1 protein-coding gene is annotated in these 20,694 nt (G+C 44.2%); it reads left to right on the forward strand.

Going from position 1 to position 20,694, the window contains the following annotated elements; translation table 11 throughout:
* The first annotated feature begins 1 nt into the window (after window position 1).
* Window positions 2-20,590 (forward strand): tail fiber domain-containing protein, encoded by a 20,589-nt coding sequence (locus ABXG83_RS00415; protein WP_353549547.1) that lies wholly within the window; start codon window positions 2-4, stop codon window positions 20,588-20,590.
* Window positions 20,591-20,694 lie beyond the last annotated feature (104 nt).

The raw sequence follows: 20,694 nt of genomic DNA on the forward strand, positions 1-20,694 counted from the left end.
CGTGGGGTCTATCTACAAAGCATATGAGAAAATTGTAAAGAATCACAAATACTTAGTAATAGGTATAGTGATGATCTTTGCATTGGTTTCAACTACCAAAGCACAGAAATTTGGTGATAATCTTGGAGACCACAGAGCTACTGATACGCTGCGCATGAACAATTTCAGAATTGTCAATGCCCAAGGTATCGCTATCGGAACTGCACGTATTCTCAATAACAATATTGCCCTTCAAATTGATGGATTAGATAAGGCCCTATTATTACCTCGTGTTTCAGATACATTGGCGATACCCGATGCAAATGCCGTGAATGGTATGTTGGTATATAGTTTGGCAGATGATAAATTCTATTATCGTCAGGCTGGGGTTTGGAAAGCTTTTGGCAGTGCGGGAAACAATGGAGTGGTATCTTTTAATGGACAGGTAGGAACGATTAATATGAATGGAGATGGCACTACTATTACTGTTACCAATACCAGTGGTAATGATTGGGTAGTTCGTGCGAATAATACCATGAGTATTTGGAGTGCGAATAGATTGATGGGGCGCCAAATATCAGGGACAGTTCCTGCAAACGGACAAGTATATGTTTATAATGCAACCACACAGGTTTGGGAACCAAAATCGATTGGTAATTTAACAGCACCAACAGTTAATGGACAACGGTCTGATTCTCTAGTCACAACATTAAATGGAACACTACGAAAAATTGCCTCTTCGGATATTCTTTTTGTTGCAGATACAGCCGCTATGTTAAGCGGCTATGTTCGTGAACAAAGGTTTTTGGATTCTTTAAGTGCGATCAGAGCAAGTATCAAAAGAATTGATACTTTGGCAAATCTTGTTGTTACAGGAACGATCACTGGCGGAACCTTCAGTGGAACTTTATCTAATGGCGCACAAGCAAGCATCACCAATCTTGCGAATCTGCAGGCATTAACAGCTACAGGTAATATAACAGCCAATACTTTATCAGGAACACTTAGAACGGGTGCGCAACCTAATATTACTTCTGTTGGAACATTGACCAATCTGTCAGTTGCAAATAATATATCAGCAGGAGGAACGATCAGTGCAAATACATTAAGTGGAACATTGTCAAGCGGTCCACAGCCTAATATTACCGCACTTGGACCACTTACAAATTTAAGTGTAACAGGTGTTATTGAAGGAGGGATGTTTAGTGGAACATTGTCTCCTGCATTAATGGCAAGCTTACAAAACACCGGAACGTTCACCAATATAACGGTCACTAATTTTATTTATGGTAATCAAATTAGTGGTACACTTACTACAGGAGCACAACCAAATATTACTTCTGTTGGTAGTTTAAGTGGATTAACAGTTACTGGCACTGCACAAGCTGGAACACTAAGTGCGACCACGGGTAATTTTACTACTGCTAATATTACAAACCTTTCCGGTCTAACCAATTTAAGTGTAACCGGTACAGCACAAGCGGGAACCGTAAGTGCAACGACCGGTAACTTCACGAACTTAAATGCAACAGGAACGATCACTGGTGGAACCTTTAGTGGTACAATCAGTCAGGGAGCAGCGAACACGATCAATAATCTGGCGAACATCACAAGTCTGACTGCAACAAATGCGAACATTACCAATGCAAGCATCACGAATCTAACAGGTATCAATAATTTAAGTGTAACCGGCACAGTAGATGCAGGAACAGTAAGTGCGACGAATGCAACGATTACAAATTTGAGTGGTCTTGCAAACCTGAGTGTGACAGGAACCGCACAAGCAAGTACAGTAAGTGCGACGACCGGTAATTTTACGAACTTAAATGCAACAGGCACGATCACTGGCGGAACCTTTAGTGGAACGATCAGTCCGGGAGCAGCGAATACGATCAATAACCTGGCGAACATCAGTACGATCACTGCTACGGGAACGATCAGTGCGAATACTTTAAGTGCAACCAATGCAAGTATCACGAATCTAACAGGTATCAATAATTTAAGTGTAACCGGCACAGTAGATGCAGGAACAGTAAGTGCGACGAATGCAACGATTACAAATTTGAGTGGTCTTGCAAACCTGAGTGTGACTGGAACTGCACAAGCAAGTACAGTAAGTGCAACGACTGGTAACTTCACGAACTTAAATGCAACAGGAACGATCAGTGCGAATACTTTAAGTGCAACCAATGCAAGCATCACGAATCTAACAGGTGTCAATAATTTAAGTGTAACCGGCACAGTAGATGCAGGAACAGTAAGTGCGACGAATGCAACGATTACAAATTTGAGTGGTCTTGCAAACCTGAGTGTAACAGGAACTGCACAAGCAAGTACAGTAAGTGCGACTACGGGTAACTTCACAAATATCAACACGTCCGGGACGATCACTGGTGGAAGTTTCAGCGGAACTTTAGAAGCGAGTGCACAGAACAGCATCAATAACCTGGCAAACATCAATACGATCACTGCAACTGGAACGATCAGTGCAGGAACGTTGAGTGCAACGAATGCAAGCATCACGAATCTGACCGGCTTAAATAATTTAAGTGCGACAGGAACAGTAGATGCGGGCACGATCAGCGCCACAAATGCGAACATCAGTAACCTTGCTGGACTGACTAACTTAAGCGTAACGAACACGATTCAGTCAGCAACGGTAAGTGCAACGACTGGTAACTTTACGAATATCAACACGACCGGTACAATCACTGGTGGCAGCTTCAGTGGAACTTTAGAAGCAAGTGCACAGAATAGTATCAATAACCTGGCGAACATCAATACGATCACTGCAACTGGAACGATCAGTGCAGGAACGTTGAGTGCAACCAATGCTAGTATCACGAATCTGACCGGCTTAAATAATTTAAGTGCGACAGGAACAGTAGATGCGGGCACGATCAGCGCCACAAATGCGAACATCAGTAACCTTGCTGGACTGACTAACTTAAGCGTAACAAACACGATCCAGTCAGCAACCGTAAGTGCAACGACTGGTAATTTCACGAATATCAACACGACCGGTACAATTACTGGCGGCAGCTTCAGCGGAACTTTAGAAGCGAGTGCACAGAACAGCATCAATAACCTGGCAAACATCAATACGATCACTGCAACAGGAACGATTAGTGCGAATACTTTAAGTGCAACCAATGCTAGTATCACAAACCTGACCGGCTTAAATAATTTAAGTGCAACAGGAACAGTAGATGCAGGAACAATCAGTGCAACAAATGCGAACATCAGCAACTTGGCTGGTCTTACTAATTTAAGTGTAACAAACACGATCCAGTCAGCAACAGTAAGTGCTACTACAGGTAACTTTACAAATATCAATGCAACAGGCACAATCACTGGAGGCAGCTTCAGCGGAACTTTAGAAGCGAGTGCACAGAACAGCATCAATAACCTGGCAAACATCAATACGATCACTGCTACAGGAACGATCAGTGCGAATACTTTAAGTGCAACCAATGCTAGTATCACAAACCTGACCGGCTTAAATAATTTAAGTGCAACAGGAACAGTAGATGCGGGTACGATCAGCGCCACAAATGCGAACATCAGCAACTTGGCTGGTCTTACTAATTTAAGTGTAACAAACACGATCCAGTCAGCAACAGTAAGTGCTACTACAGGTAACTTTACAAATATCAATGCAACAGGCACGATCACTGGAGGCAGCTTCAGCGGAACTTTAGAAGCGAGTGCACAGAACAGCATCACCAGTCTGGCAAACGTAACAGGTCTGACAGCAACAAATGCAAGCATCACGAATGCGAACATTACGAACTTGACAGGTCTGACTAATCTGAGTGTGACCGGTACAGTAGATGCAGGAACGATCAGTGCTACTACAGCGAACATCAGCAACCTTGCAGGTCTGACTAACTTAAGTGTAACGAATACGATTCAGTCAGCAACAGTAAGTGCAACGACTGGTAACTTCACGAATATCAATGCAACAGGTACGATCACTGGTGGAAGCTTCAGCGGAACTTTAGAAGCAAGTGCACAAAACAGTATCAATAACCTTGCGAACATCAATACGATCACTGCAACTGGAACGATCAGTGCAGGTACATTGAGTGCAACGAATGCAAGCATCACGAATCTGACCGGCTTAAATAACTTAAGTGCTACAGGCACAGTAGATGCAGCAACGATGAGTGCAACTACTGGTAACTTCACTACAGCGAACATCAGCAACTTGGCTGGTCTGACTAACCTAAGTGTAACGAACACGATTCAGTCAGCAACAGTAAGTGCGACCACTGGTAACTTTACAAATATCAATGCAACAGGCACGATCACTGGCGGAACGTTCAGTGGAACTTTAGAAGCGAGTGCACAGAATAGCATCACTAATCTGGCAAACGTAACTGGTCTGACAGCAACAAATGCAAGCATCACGAATGCGAACATTAGTAACCTGACTGGTCTAACTAACTTAAGTGTAACTGGAACAGTAGATGCAGGAACGATCAGTGCTACTACAGCGAACATCAGCAACCTTGCTGGTTTGACTAACTTGAGCGTAACAAATACGATCCAGTCAGCAACGGTAAGTGCGACGACTGGTAACTTCACGAATATCAACACAACAGGAACGATCACTGGTGGCAGCTTCAGTGGAACTTTAGAAGCAAGTGCACAGAACAGCATCACCAGTCTGGCAAACGTAACTGGTCTGACAGCAACGAATGCAAGCATCACGAATGCGAACATTAGTAACCTGACTGGTCTGACTAACTTGAGTGTAACAGGAACTGTAGATGCAGGAACAATCAGTACTACTACAGCGAACATCAGCAACTTGGCTGGTTTGACTAACTTAAGTGTAACGAACACGATCCAGTCAGCAACCGTAAGTGCAACGACTGGTAATTTCACGAATATCAACACGACCGGTACAATTACTGGCGGCAGCTTCAGTGGAACTTTAGAAGCAAGTGCACAGAACAGCATCAATAATCTGGCAAACATCAATACGATCACTGCAACAGGAACGATCAGTGCAGGCACATTGAGTGCAACCAATGCTAGTATCACAAACCTGACCGGCTTAAATAATTTAAGTGCAACAGGAACAGTAGATGCGGGTACGATCAGCGCAACAAATGCCAATATCAGCAACTTGGCTGGTCTTACTAATTTAAGTGTAACAAACACGATCCAGTCAGCAACCGTAAGTGCAACGACTGGTAATTTCACGAATATCAACACGACCGGTACAATTACTGGCGGCAGCTTCAGCGGAACTTTAGAAGCGAGTGCACAGAACAGCATCAATAACCTGGCAAACATCAATACGATCACTGCAACAGGAACGATCAGTGCAGGCACATTGAGTGCAACCAATGCTAGTATCACAAACCTGACCGGCTTAAATAATTTAAGTGCAACAGGAACAGTAGATGCGGGTACGATCAGCGCAACAAATGCCAATATCAGCAACTTGGCTGGTCTTACTAATTTAAGTGTAACAAACACGATCCAGTCAGCAACCGTAAGTGCAACGACTGGTAATTTCACGAATATCAACACGACCGGTACAATTACTGGAGGCAGCTTCAGCGGAACTTTAGAAGCGAGTGCACAGAACAGCATCACCAGTCTGGCAAACGTAACAGGTCTGACAGCAACAAATGCAAGCATCACGAATGCGAACATTACGAACTTGACAGGTCTGACTAATCTGAGTGTGACCGGTACAGTAGATGCAGGAACTATCAGTGCTACTACAGCGAACATCAGCAACCTTGCAGGTCTGACTAACTTAAGTGTAACGAATACGATTCAGTCAGCAACAGTAAGTGCAACGACTGGTAACTTCACGAATATCAATGCAACAGGTACGATCACTGGTGGAAGCTTCAGCGGAACTTTAGAAGCAAGTGCACAAAACAGTATCAATAACCTTGCGAACATCAATACGATCACTGCAACTGGAACGATCAGTGCAGGTACATTGAGTGCAACGAATGCAAGCATCACGAATCTGACCGGCTTAAATAACTTAAGTGCTACAGGCACAGTAGATGCAGCAACGATGAGTGCAACTACTGGTAACTTCACTACAGCGAACATCAGCAACTTGGCTGGTCTGACTAACCTAAGTGTAACGAACACGATTCAGTCAGCAACAGTAAGTGCGACCACTGGTAACTTTACAAATATCAATGCAACAGGCACGATCACTGGCGGAACGTTCAGTGGAACTTTAGAAGCGAGTGCACAGAATAGCATCACTAATCTGGCAAACGTAACTGGTCTGACAGCAACAAATGCAAGCATCACGAATGCGAACATTAGTAACCTGACTGGTCTAACTAACTTAAGTGTAACTGGAACTGTAGATGCAGGAACGATCAGTGCTACTACAGCGAACATCAGCAACCTTGCTGGTTTGACTAACTTGAGCGTAACAAATACGATCCAGTCAGCAACGGTAAGTGCGACGACTGGTAACTTCACGAATATCAACACAACAGGAACGATCACTGGTGGCAGCTTCAGCGGAACTTTAGAAGCAAGTGCACAGAACAGCATCACCAGTCTGGCAAACGTAACTGGTCTGACAGCAACAAATGCAAGCATCACGAATGCGAACATTACGAACCTGACAGGTCTGACTAACCTGAGTGTGACCGGTACTGTAGATGCAGCAACAATGAGTGCAACTACCGGTAACTTCACTACAGCGAACATCAGCAACCTGGCTGGCTTAACAAATTTGAGCGTAACAAATACGATCCAGTCAGCAACAGTAAGTGCGACCACTGGTAACTTTACGAATATCAATTCAACCGGCACGATCACTGGCGGAACGTTCAGTGGAACTTTGAGTGAGAGTACTTTAAATAGTATCACTAGTCTAGCTAACTTAACAAGTTTAACTGCGACAAGTGCAAATATTACAACGGCTAATATTAGTAATGCAACTGTAAGTGGTACATTGACTGCAACCAATGCGAACATTAGTAACCTGACTGGTCTGAATAACTTAAGTGTAACCGGAACTGTAGATGCGGGAACAATCAGTGCTACTACAGCGAACATCAGCAACCTGGCAGGCTTAACAAACTTGAGTGTAACGAACACAATCCAGTCAGCGACAGTAAGTGCGACCACTGGTAACTTTACAAATATCAATGCAACTGGCACGATCACTGGCGGTACGTTCAGTGGAACCTTGAGTGCAGGTGCGCAGAATAGCATCACTAATCTGGCAAACGTAACCGGCCTGACAGCAACAAATGCAAGCATCACGAATGCGAACATTACGAACCTAACTGGTCTTACGAACCTGAGTGTAACAGGAACTGTAGATGCGGCAACGATGAGTGCAACTACTGGCAACTTCACTACAGCGAACATCAGCAACCTTGCTGGACTGACTAACCTAAGTGTAACGAACACAATCCAGTCAGCGACAGTAAGTGCTACTACAGGTAACTTTACAAATATCAATGCAACAGGTACGATCACTGGAGGAAGCTTCAGCGGAACTTTAGAAGCAAGTGCCCAGAACAGCATCACCAGTCTGGCAAACGTAACTGGTCTGACAGCAACAAATGCAAGCATCACGAATGCGAACATTAGTAACCTGACTGGTCTGACTAACTTGAGTGTAACAGGAACTGTAGATGCAGGAACAATCAGTGCTACTACAGCGAACATCAGCAACCTTGCTGGTTTGACTAACTTGAGCGTAACAAATACGATCCAGTCAGCAACTGTAAGTGCGACGACTGGTAACTTCACGAATATCAACACAACAGGAACGATCACTGGTGGCAGCTTCAGTGGAACTTTAGAAGCAAGTGCACAGAACAGCATCACCAGTCTGGCAAACGTAACTGGTCTGACAGCAACAAATGCAAGCATCACGAATGCGAACATTAGTAACCTGACTGGTCTGACTAACTTGAGTGTAACCGGAACAGTAGATGCAGGAACGATCAGTGCTACTACAGCGAACATCAGCAACCTTGCTGGACTGACTAACCTAAGTGTAACGAACACAATCCAGTCAGCAACAGTAAGTGCGACCACAGGTAACTTTACAAATATCAATGCAACAGGTACAATCACTGGCGGAACTTTCAGCGGAACTTTAGAAGCGAGTGCACAGAATAGCATCACGAGTCTGGCAAACGTAACCGGTCTGACAGCAACAAATGCAAGCATCACGAATGCGAACATTACGAACCTGACAGGTCTAACTAACTTGAGTGTGACCGGAACAGTAGATGCAGCAACGATGAGTGCAACTACTGGCAACTTCACTACAGCGAACATCAGCAACCTTGCTGGTTTGACTAACTTGAGCGTAACGAATACGATCCAGTCAGCAACGGTAAGTGCGACCACAGGTAACTTTACGAATATCAATGCAACTGGCACGATCACTGGTGGAACGTTCAGTGGAACCTTGAGTGAGAGTACTTTAAATAGTATCACTAGTCTAGCTAACTTAACAAGTTTAACTGCGACAAGTGCAAATATTACAACGGCTAATATTAGTAATGCAACTGTAAGTGGTACATTGACTGCAACCAATGCGAACATTAGTAATCTGACTGGTCTGACTAATTTAAGTGTAACTGGAACTGTAGATGCAGGAACGATCAGTGCTACTACAGCGAACATCAGCAACCTAGCAGGCTTAACAAACTTGAGCGTAACGAACACGATTCAGTCAGCAACAGTAAGTGCGACCACTGGTAACTTTACAAATATCAATGCAACTGGCACGATCACTGGCGGTACGTTCAGTGGAACCTTGAGTGCAGGTGCGCAGAATAGCATCACTAATCTGGCAAACGTAACCGGCCTGACAGCAACAAATGCAAGCATCACGAATGCGAACATTACGAACCTGACTGGTCTGACTAACTTGAGTGTGACCGGCACAGTAGATGCGTCAACAATGAGCGCAACTACTGGTAACTTCACTACAGCGAACATCAGCAACTTGGCTGGCCTGACTAACCTAAGTGTAACGAACACGATCCAGTCAGCAACTGTAAGTGCGACGACTGGTAACTTCACGAATATCAACACAACAGGAACGATCACTGGTGGCAGCTTCAGTGGAACTTTAGAAGCAAGTGCACAGAACAGCATCACCAGTCTGGCAAACGTAACTGGTCTGACAGCAACGAATGCAAGCATCACGAATGCGAACATTAGTAACCTGACTGGTCTGACTAACTTGAGTGTAACAGGAACTGTAGATGCAGGAACAATCAGTACTACTACAGCGAACATCAGCAACTTGGCTGGTCTGACTAACCTAAGTGTAACGAACACAATCCAGTCAGCAACAGTAAGTGCAACGACTGGTAACTTTACGAATATCAATGCAACAGGTACGATCACTGGTGGAAGCTTCAGTGGAACTTTAGAAGCAAGTGCACAAAACAGTATCAATAACCTTGCGAACATCAATACGATCACTGCAACTGGAACGATCAGTGCAGGTACATTGAGTGCAACGAATGCAAGCATCACGAATCTGACCGGCTTAAATAACTTAAGTGCTACAGGCACAGTAGATGCAGCAACGATGAGTGCAACTACTGGTAACTTCACTACAGCGAACATCAGCAACTTGGCTGGTCTGACTAACCTAAGTGTAACGAACACGATTCAGTCAGCAACAGTAAGTGCGACCACTGGTAACTTTACAAATATCAATGCAACAGGCACGATCACTGGCGGAACGTTCAGTGGAACTTTAGAAGCGAGTGCACAGAATAGCATCACTAATCTGGCAAACGTAACCGGTCTGACAGCAACAAATGCAAGCATCACCAATGCGAACATTAGTAACCTGACTGGTCTGACTAACTTGAGTGTAACTGGAACAGTAGATGCAGGAACGATCAGCGCTACTACAGCGAACATCAGCAACCTTGCTGGCTTGACTAACTTGAGCGTAACGAACACGATTCAGTCAGCAACAGTAAGTGCGACCACCGGTAACTTTACAAATATCAATGCAACAGGTACGATCACTGGAGGAACGTTCAGTGGAACCTTGAGTGCAGGTGCACAGAATAGCATTACAAATCTTGCAAACATCAGTGCTATCACAGCAACAAATGCAAGCATCACGAATGCGAACATTACGAACCTGACAGGTCTGACTAACCTGAGTGTGACCGGTACTGTAGATGCAGCAACAATGAGTGCAACTACCGGTAACTTCACTACAGCGAACATCAGCAACCTGGCTGGCTTAACAAATTTGAGCGTAACAAATACGATCCAGTCAGCAACAGTAAGTGCGACCACTGGTAACTTTACAAATATCAATGCAACCGGCACGATCACTGGCGGAACGTTCAGTGGAACTTTGAGTGCAGGTGCACAGAATAGCATTACAAATCTTGCAAACATCAGTGCTATCACAGCAACAAATGCAAGTATCACGAATGCGAACATTACGAACCTGACTGGTCTGACTAATCTGAGTGTGACCGGTACTGTAGATGCTGCAACAATGAGTGCCACTACCGGTAACTTCACTACAGCGAACATCAGCAACCTGGTTGGTCTTACGAACTTAAGTGTAACGAACACGATCCAGTCAGCAACTGTAAGTGCGACGACTGGTAACTTCACGAATATCAACACAACAGGAACGATCACTGGTGGCAGCTTCAGTGGAACTTTAGAAGCAAGTGCACAGAACAGCATCACCAGTCTGGCAAACGTAACTGGTCTGACAGCAACAAATGCAAGCATCACAAATGCGAACATTACGAACCTGACTGGTCTAACTAACTTAAGTGTAACAGGAACAGTAGATGCAGCAACAATGAGTGCAACGACTGGTAACTTTACTACAGCGAACATCAGCAACTTGGCTGGTCTTACGAACTTGAGCGTAACGAACACGATCCAGTCAGCAACAGTAAGTGCGACCACTGGTAACTTTACAAATATCAATGCAACCGGCACAATCACAGGCGGAACGTTCAGTGGAACTTTAAGTGCAGGTGCGCAGAATAGCATTACAAATCTTGCAAACATCAGTGCTATCACGGCAACGAATGCAAGCATCACGAATGCGAACATTACGAACCTGACAGGTCTGACTAATTTGAGTGTGACCGGAACAGTAGATGCAGCAACAATGAGTGCCACTACCGGTAACTTCACTACAGCGAACATCAGCAACTTGGCTGGTCTGACTAACCTAAGTGTAACGAACACAATCCAGTCAGCAACAGTAAGTGCGACCACTGGTAACTTCACGAATATCAATGCAACAGGTACGATCACTGGAGGAAGCTTCAGTGGAACTTTAGAAGCGAGTGCACAGAATAGCATTACAAATCTTGCAAACATCAGTGCTATCACGGCAACGAATGCAAGCATCACGAATGCGAACATTACGAACCTGACAGGTCTGACTAATTTGAGTGTGACCGGAACAGTAGATGCAGCAACAATGAGTGCCACTACCGGTAACTTCACTACAGCGAACATCAGCAACTTGGCTGGTCTGACTAACCTAAGTGTAACGAACACAATCCAGTCAGCAACAGTAAGTGCGACCACTGGTAACTTTACGAATATCAATGCAACCGGCACGATCACTGGCGGAACCTTCAGTGGAACTTTGAGCGCAGGTGCACAAAATAGCATTACAAATCTTGCAAACATCAGTGCTATCACAGCAACAAATGCAAGTATCACGAATGCGAACATTACGAACCTGACTGGCTTGACTAACCTGAGTGTTACCGGAACAGTAGATGCAGCAACAATGAGTGCCACTACCGGTAACTTCACTACAGCGAACATCAGCAACCTTGCTGGACTGACTAACCTAAGTGTAACGAACACAATCCAGTCAGCGACAGTAAGTGCTACCACTGGTAACTTTACAAATATCAATGCAACCGGCACGATCACTGGTGGTACGTTCAGTGGAACTTTGAGTGCAGGTGCACAGAATAGCATTACAAATCTTGCAAACATCAGTGCTATCACAGCAACAAATGCAAGTATCACGAATGCGAACATTACGAACCTGACAGGTCTGACTAATCTGAGTGTGACCGGTACTGTAGATGCAGCAACAATGAGTGCAACTACCGGTAACTTCACTACAGCGAACATCAGCAACCTGGCTGGCTTAACAAATTTGAGCGTAACAAATACGATCCAGTCAGCGACAGTAAGTGCGACCACTGGTAACTTTACAAATATCAATGCAACAGGTACGATCACTGGAGGAAGCTTCAGTGGAACTTTAGAAGCGAGTGCACAGAACAGCATCACTAATCTGGCAAACGTAACAGGTCTGACAGCAACAAATGCAAGCATCACGAATGCGAACATTACGAACCTGACAGGTCTGACTAATCTGAGTGTGACCGGTACTGTAGATGCAGCAACAATGAGTGCAACTACCGGTAACTTCACTACAGCGAACATCAGCAACTTGGCTGGTCTGACTAACCTAAGTGTAACGAACACAATCCAGTCAGCAACAGTAAGTGCGACCACTGGTAACTTTACAAATATCAATGCAACCGGCACGATCACTGGCGGAACCTTCAGTGGAACTTTGAGCGCAGGTGCACAGAATAGCATTACAAATCTTGCAAACATCAGTGCTATCACAGCAACAAATGCAAGTATCACGAATGCGAACATTACGAACCTGACTGGCTTGACTAATTTGAGTGTGACCGGAACAGTAGATGCTGCAACAATGAGTGCAACTACCGGTAACTTCACAACAGCGAACATCAGCAACTTGGCTGGTTTGACTAACTTAAGTGTAACGAACACAATCCAGTCAGCGACAGTAAGTGCTACTACAGGTAACTTTACAAATATCAATGCAACAGGTACGATCACTGGTGGAAGCTTCAGCGGAACTTTAGAAGCGAGTGCACAGAATAGCATCACCAGTCTGGCGAACGTAACCGGTCTGACAGCAACAAATGCAAGCATCACGAATGCGAACATTAGTAATCTGACTGGTCTGACTAATTTAAGTGTAACAGGAACAGTAGATGCTGCAACAATGAGTGCCACTACCGGTAACTTCACTACAGCGAACATCAGCAACTTGGCTGGCTTGACTAACTTGAGCGTAACGAACACGATTCAGTCAGCAACTGTAAGTGCAACCACAGGTAACTTCACAAATATCAATGCAACCGGCACGATCACTGGAGGAACGTTCAGTGGAACTTTAAGTGCAGGTGCGCAGAATAGCATTACAAATCTTGCAAACATCAGTGCTATCACGGCAACGAATGCAAGCATCACGAATGCGAACATTAGTAATCTGACTGGTCTGACTAACTTGAGTGTAACCGGTACAGTAGATGCAGGAACTATCAGTACTACTACAGCGAACATCAGCAACCTGGCTGGCTTAACAAATTTGAGTGTAACAAATACGATCCAGTCAGCAACAGTAAGTGCTACCACTGGTAACTTTACGAATATCAATGCAACCGGCACGATCACTGGCGGAACCTTCAGTGGAACTTTGAGTGCAGGTGCACAGAATAGCATTACAAATCTTGCAAACATCAGTGCTATCACAGCAACAAATGCAAGTATCACGAATGCGAACATTACGAACCTGACTGGCTTGACTAATTTGAGTGTGACCGGAACAGTAGATGCTGCAACAATGAGTGCAACTACCGGTAACTTCACAACAGCGAACATCAGCAATCTAGCTGGCTTAACAAACTTGAGTGTAACGAACACGATCCAGTCAGCGACAGTAAGTGCGACCACTGGTAACTTTACAAATATCAATGCAACCGGCACGATCACTGGCGGTACGTTCAGTGGAACTTTAAGTGCAGGAGCTCAGAATAGCATTACAAATCTTGCAAACATCAGTACTATCACAGCAACAAATGCAAGTATCACGAATGCGAACATTACGAACCTGACTGGCTTGACTAACCTGAGTGTTACCGGAACAGTAGATGCAGCAACAATGAGTGCAACTACCGGTAACTTCACTACAGCGAACATCAGCAATCTAGCTGGCTTAACAAACTTGAGTGTAACGAACACAATTCAGTCAGCGACAGTAAGTGCGACCACTGGTAACTTTACAAATATCAATGCGACTGGCACGATCACTGGCGGAACCTTCAGTGGAACTTTGAGTGCAGGTGCACAGAATAGCATTACAAATCTTGCAAACATCAGTGCTATCACAGCAACAAATGCAAGTATCACGAATGCGAACATTACGAACCTGACTGGCTTGACTAATTTGAGTGTGACCGGAACAGTAGATGCTGCAACAATGAGTGCAACTACCGGTAACTTCACAACAGCGAATATCAGCAACTTGGCTGGTCTGACTAACCTAAGTGTAACGAACACAATCCAGTCAGCGACAGTAAGTGCTACTACAGGTAACTTTACAAATATCAATGCAACAGGTACGATCACTGGTGGAAGCTTCAGCGGAACTTTAGAAGCGAGTGCACAGAATAGCATCACCAGTCTGGCGAACGTAACCGGTCTGACAGCAACAAATGCAAGCATCACGAATGCGAACATTAGTAACCTGACTGGTCTGACTAACTTGAGTGTAACAGGAACTGTAGATGCAGGAACAATCAGTGCTACTACAGCGAACATCAGCAACTTGGCTGGCTTGACTAACTTGAGCGTAACGAACACGATCCAGTCAGCAACAGTAAGTGCTACCACTGGTAACTTTACGAATATCAATGCAACCGGCACGATCACTGGCGGAACGTTCAGTGGAACTTTGAGTGCAGGTGCACAGAATAGCATTACAAATCTTGCAAACATCAGTGCTATCACAGCAACAAATGCAAGCATCACGAATGCGAACATTACGAATCTGACTGGTCTGACTAACTTGAGTGTAACCGGAACAGTAGATGCAGGAACGATCAGTGCTACTACAGCGAACATCAGCAACCTGGCTGGCTTGACTAACTTGAGCGTAACGAACACGATTCAGTCAGCAACAGTAAGTGCGACCACAGGTAACTTTACAAATATCAATGCAACAGGTACGATCACTGGAGGAACGTTCAGTGGAACTTTAAGTGCAGGTGCGCAGAATAGCATTACAAATCTTGCAAACATCAGTGCTATCACGGCAACGAATGCAAGCATCACGAATGCGAACATTACGAACCTGACAGGTCTGACTAACCTGAGTGTGACCGGTACTGTAGATGCAGCAACAATGAGTGCAACTACCGGTAACTTCACTACAGCGAACATCAGCAACCTGGCTGGCTTAACAAATTTGAGCGTAACAAATACGATCCAGTCAGCAACAGTAAGTGCGACCACTGGTAACTTTACAAATATCAATGCAACCGGCACGATCACTGGCGGAACGTTCAGTGGAACTTTGAGTGCAGGTGCACAGAATAGCATTACAAATCTTGCAAACATCAGTGCTATCACAGCAACAAATGCAAGTATCACGAATGCGAACATTACGAACCTGACAGGTCTGACTAACTTGAGTGTAACAGGAACTGTAGATGCGTCAACAATGAGCGCAACTACTGGTAACTTCACTACAGCGAATATCAGCAACTTGGCTGGTCTGACTAACCTAAGTGTAACGAACACGATCCAGTCAGCAACTGTAAGTGCGACGACTGGTAACTTCACGAATATCAACACAACAGGAACGATCACTGGTGGCAGCTTCAGTGGAACTTTAGAAGCAAGTGCACAGAACAGCATCACCAGTCTGGCAAACGTAACTGGTCTGACAGCAACAAATGCAAGCATCACAAATGCGAACATTACGAACCTGACTGGTCTAACTAACTTAAGTGTAACAGGAACAGTAGATGCAGCAACAATGAGTGCAACGACTGGTAACTTTACTACAGCGAACATCAGCAACTTGGCTGGTCTTACGAACTTGAGCGTAACGAACACGATCCAGTCAGCAACAGTAAGTGCTACCACTGGTAACTTTACAAATATCAATGCAACCGGCACGATCACTGGAGGAACGTTCAGTGGAGCTTTAAGTGCAGGTGCGCAGAATAGCATTACAAATCTTGCAAACATCAGTGCTATCACGGCAACGAATGCAAGCATCACGAATGCGAACATTAGTAATCTGACTGGTCTGACTAACTTGAGTGTAACCGGAACAGTAGATGCAGGAACTATCAGTGCTACTACAGCGAACATCAGCAACCTGGCTGGCTTAACAAATTTGAGTGTAACAAATACGATCCAGTCAGCAACAGTAAGTGCTACTACTGGTAACTTTACAAATATCAATGCAACAGGCACGATCACTGGAGGAACGTTCAGTGGAACTTTAAGTGCAGGTGCGCAGAATAGCATTACAAATCTTGCAAACATCAGTGCTATCACGGCAACGAATGCAAGCATCACGAATGCGAACATTACGAACCTGACAGGTCTGACTAATTTCAGTGTGACCGGAACAGTAGATGCTGCAACAATGAGTGCCACTACCGGTAACTTCACTATAGCGAACATCAGCAACTTGGCTGGTCTGACTAACCTAAGTGTAACGAACACAATCCAGTCAGCAACAGTAAGTACGACCACTGGTAACTTTACGAATATCAATGCAACCGGCACGATCACTGGCGGAACCTTCAGTGGAACTTTGAGCGCAGGTGCACAAAATAGCATTACAAATCTTGCAAACATCAGTGCTATCACAGCAACAAATGCAAGTATCACGAATGCGAACATTACGAACCTGACTGGCTTGACTAACCTGAGTGTTACCGGAACAGTAGATGCAGCAACAATGAGTGCCACTACCGGTAACTTCACTACAGCGAACATCAGCAACCTTGCTGGACTGACTAACCTAAGTGTAACGAACACAATCCAGTCAGCGACAGTAAGTGCTACTACAGGTAACTTTACAAATATCAATGCGACAGGTACGATCACTGGTGGTACGTTCAGTGGAACTTTGAGCGCAGGTGCACAGAATAGCATTACAAATCTTGCAAACATCAGTGCTATCACAGCAACAAATGCAAGCATCACGAATGCGAACATTACGAACCTGACAGGTCTGACTAATTTGAGTGTGACCGGAACAGTAGATGCTGCAACAATGAGTGCCACTACCGGTAACTTCACTACAGCGAACATCAGCAACCTTGCTGGACTGACTAACCTAAGTGTAACGAACACAATCCAGTCAGCGACAGTAAGTGCTACCACTGGTAACTTTACAAATATCAATGCAACCGGCACGATCACTGGTGGAACGTTCAGTGGAACCTTGAGTGCAGGTGCACAGAACAGCATCACCAGTCTGGCGAATGTAACCGGTCTGACAGCAACAAATGCAAGCATCACGAATGCGAACATTACGAACCTGACAGGTCTGACTAACTTAAGTGTAACCGGCACAGTAGATGCAGCAACAATGAGTGCCACTACCGGTAACTTCACTACGGCGAACATTAGTAATCTGGCAGGTCTAACAAACCTGAGCGTAACAAATGCGATCCAAGCAGCGACCGGTAACTTTACCAACTTGAATGTAACTGGAACCATTACTGGTGGAACCTTCAGCGGTGTTTTATCTGCCAGCACATTAAATAGTATCACAAGTCTGGCTAATTTATCAACGATAACAGTAACGTCTGCGAGCATTACCAATGCCAATATTACAAACCTGACAGGGTTGACTAACCTAAGTGTTACAGGTACTGTACAAGCTGGAACTTTAAGTGCAAGTACAATCAATACCAATGTTATTAATGGTTTAACAGCGCTAACAGTAAATGGTACTATTCAGGGTACTACTGTAAGTGCTACAACAGCGAACTTGACGAATGCAAATATCACAGGAACTGCTACTGCTAATACAGTAAGCGCAACAACTGTGAACGGTAGTACAGGTAACTTTAATAGTATCAATACCACAGGTACCATTACCGCGAATACATTCAGTGGTTCATTGGCGAATCCTTTATCGGTAGGCTTTGGGTTATTAGCTAATAACCTTACATCAACTACATACAATGGTGGACAAGCGGTAACATTCAGAGCAGATACTATTGCAATGTCAACAAAAGCATTTGCAAACTTCCTGTCTGATACTAAATTCAATATAGATGATACTTCTGCCTTTACATCGCGTATCAAAGTATCAGATACAGCGATGATGTTAGGAGGATCTATTTATTATCCTGGATTCGCGGGACCTAGTCCGCCAAGAACCGGTTATGCCCGTTTTGATGATGTGGTGAAGTACTATGAACTGAACAGTCTGGTAGACGATAACTTCTTGAGGTATGTAGATACAGCTGATATGTTAACAGCTTACAGGCTTAGACTGAATTACCATGAAAGGGATTCTTTCCCAAGTATTCGTAATGTCTTGGCAACGCGACCGAGAGAGGGTAATACGGATCTGGTGACACTTGGTACCGTCACGACCGGTACATGGAATGCAACGATCATAGATCCTGTTTATGGTGGTACAGGTGTGGATAATGGTTTCAATACTATTACTTTGGGTGGTAATATTAATACTGCGGGAAGTTTAACAACAGTAGGTAATAATATCACCTTTAGGGCAACAGGACCTACTGATGTTACTTTACCGACATCGGGAACAGTGGCAACACTTTCGGGTACGGCAACACTTACAAATAAAACGATCAGTGGTGCATCCAACACACTTACGAATATTGCAGGTAGCTCATTGTTATCAAACACTGTAGCATTGGGTAATATCCAACAGATCAGTACGGCCAGATTGTTGGGTAGAAGTACTGCCGGAACTGGTGATGTTGAACAGATCACCATCGGTACTGGTCTACAATTAGTAGGAGGAGAGTTAAGTGCTACTGGTACTGGAAACGGTACAGTCACTTCCATTTCGGTGAGCGGTTCTAATGGAATCGGTGTATCTGGTTCTCCAATCACGACGAGTGGTACCATTACACTTTCATTAGGTGCGATAACACCAAGTTCTGTAGCTGCTAGCGGAACTGTTACAGGTTCAAACTTGAGTGGAACCAATACAGGTGATGTAACATTGACGGGACAGAATTATTTATCATTGTCTGGACAGCAAATCACAGCGAATGCGATCGACCTAAGTGGTACAAATGCTACCGGTACATTAGCTGCGGGAAGATTCCCTGCACTGACTGGTGCGATTACTACTACAGCTGGATCCTTAGCAACTACTTTAGCTGACGATGCTGTTACTACCAATAAGATCCTGAACTCAAATGTTACTTTTGGAAAGATTCAAAATATCGCTACCGCAACACTATTGGGTAGAAATACATCTGGTACTGGAGTGATCGAGGAATTAAGTCCGGCAGTAGCGAAAGCAATGCTTGCATTAAGCAAAACAGATGTTGGTTTAGGAAACGTAGAAAATACAGCATTATCTACATGGGCAGGTAGCACCAATCTTACTACATTGGGAACTATTGGAACTGGTACTTGGAATGGTGCGGTAATTAACCCAACCTATGGTGGTACGGGTGTGAACAATGGTTCAAGAACCATCACTTTAGGTGGTAACTTAACGACCAGTGGTGCATTCAATACGACCTTGACTGTAACCGGTGCAACCAACGTTACTTTACCTACTACAGGTACTTTATCAACTTTGGCAGGTTCTGAAACACTCACCAATAAAACCATCAGCGGTTCTTTGAATACATTAACGAATATTGCCACTTCATCTTTAACAGGTACATTGGCGGCAGCTCAATTCCCAACATTGACAGGTGATGTGACTACAAGTGCAGGTAACCTTGCCACTACCTTAGCAACGGTGAACAGTAACGTGGGTACATTTGGTAGTGGTTCATTGATTCCTGTAGTTACTGTGAACGGCAAAGGATTGGTGACAGGTGTAACAACGACAGCTGTAACTGCGGCGGCTGGATCACTGACAGGTTCAACACTTGCCTCTGGTGTAACAGGATCTTCTTTAACATCCGTTGGAACATTAACAGGCTTAACTGTAAATGGTACCATCAATCTGAATAATAATAATAATGCCGTTACCAATATCAATACAGGAAGCAGTACCAGTGATGTAACAATCGGTGGAGGTTCAAATGAAGTAGGTATCGGTGGAGCTCCGGGTGGTTCTTATAAACTGGAAGTATTTGGTAAATTAAAGACCAATGCGATCAATGAAACTTCCGACATGCGTTATAAGAAAGATATTGTGACCGTTGAAAATGCATTGGATAAAGTAAATGCACTGCGTGGTGTGAATTATCTCTGGAGAACAGATGAATTCCCGAACCGAGGATTCGATACTTCTAAGCAGTTAGGGTTGATAGCACAAGAAGTAGAAAAGATCGTTCCGGAAGTTGTGAAGACAGATGATAAGGGGTATAAAACGGTTGAATATTCTAAACTGGTAGCTTTATTGTTGGAGGCAATTAAAGAGCAACAGAAAATCATTGAAAAGCAGAAGACAGATATTACCCTCTTGAAATCTGATGCGGATAGAATTAAGAAGCTGGAAGAGGAGATCGCAGGAATCAAGAAACTGTTGGAAGCTATTAGCAAAGATCCAAAGCCTGCAAAAGGCTCTGAATAAAACTATCTCTGTATTTGATCATGATGCGGTGTAACAAACTAAAAGTGAATTGCATCATGATCAAGTCAGGGGAATCCTGAAGCAAAGTATAGCTGTGTAAAACA

The organism is Sediminibacterium sp. KACHI17, from assembly GCF_040362915.1.
GTDB lineage: Bacteria > Bacteroidota > Bacteroidia > Chitinophagales > Chitinophagaceae > Sediminibacterium.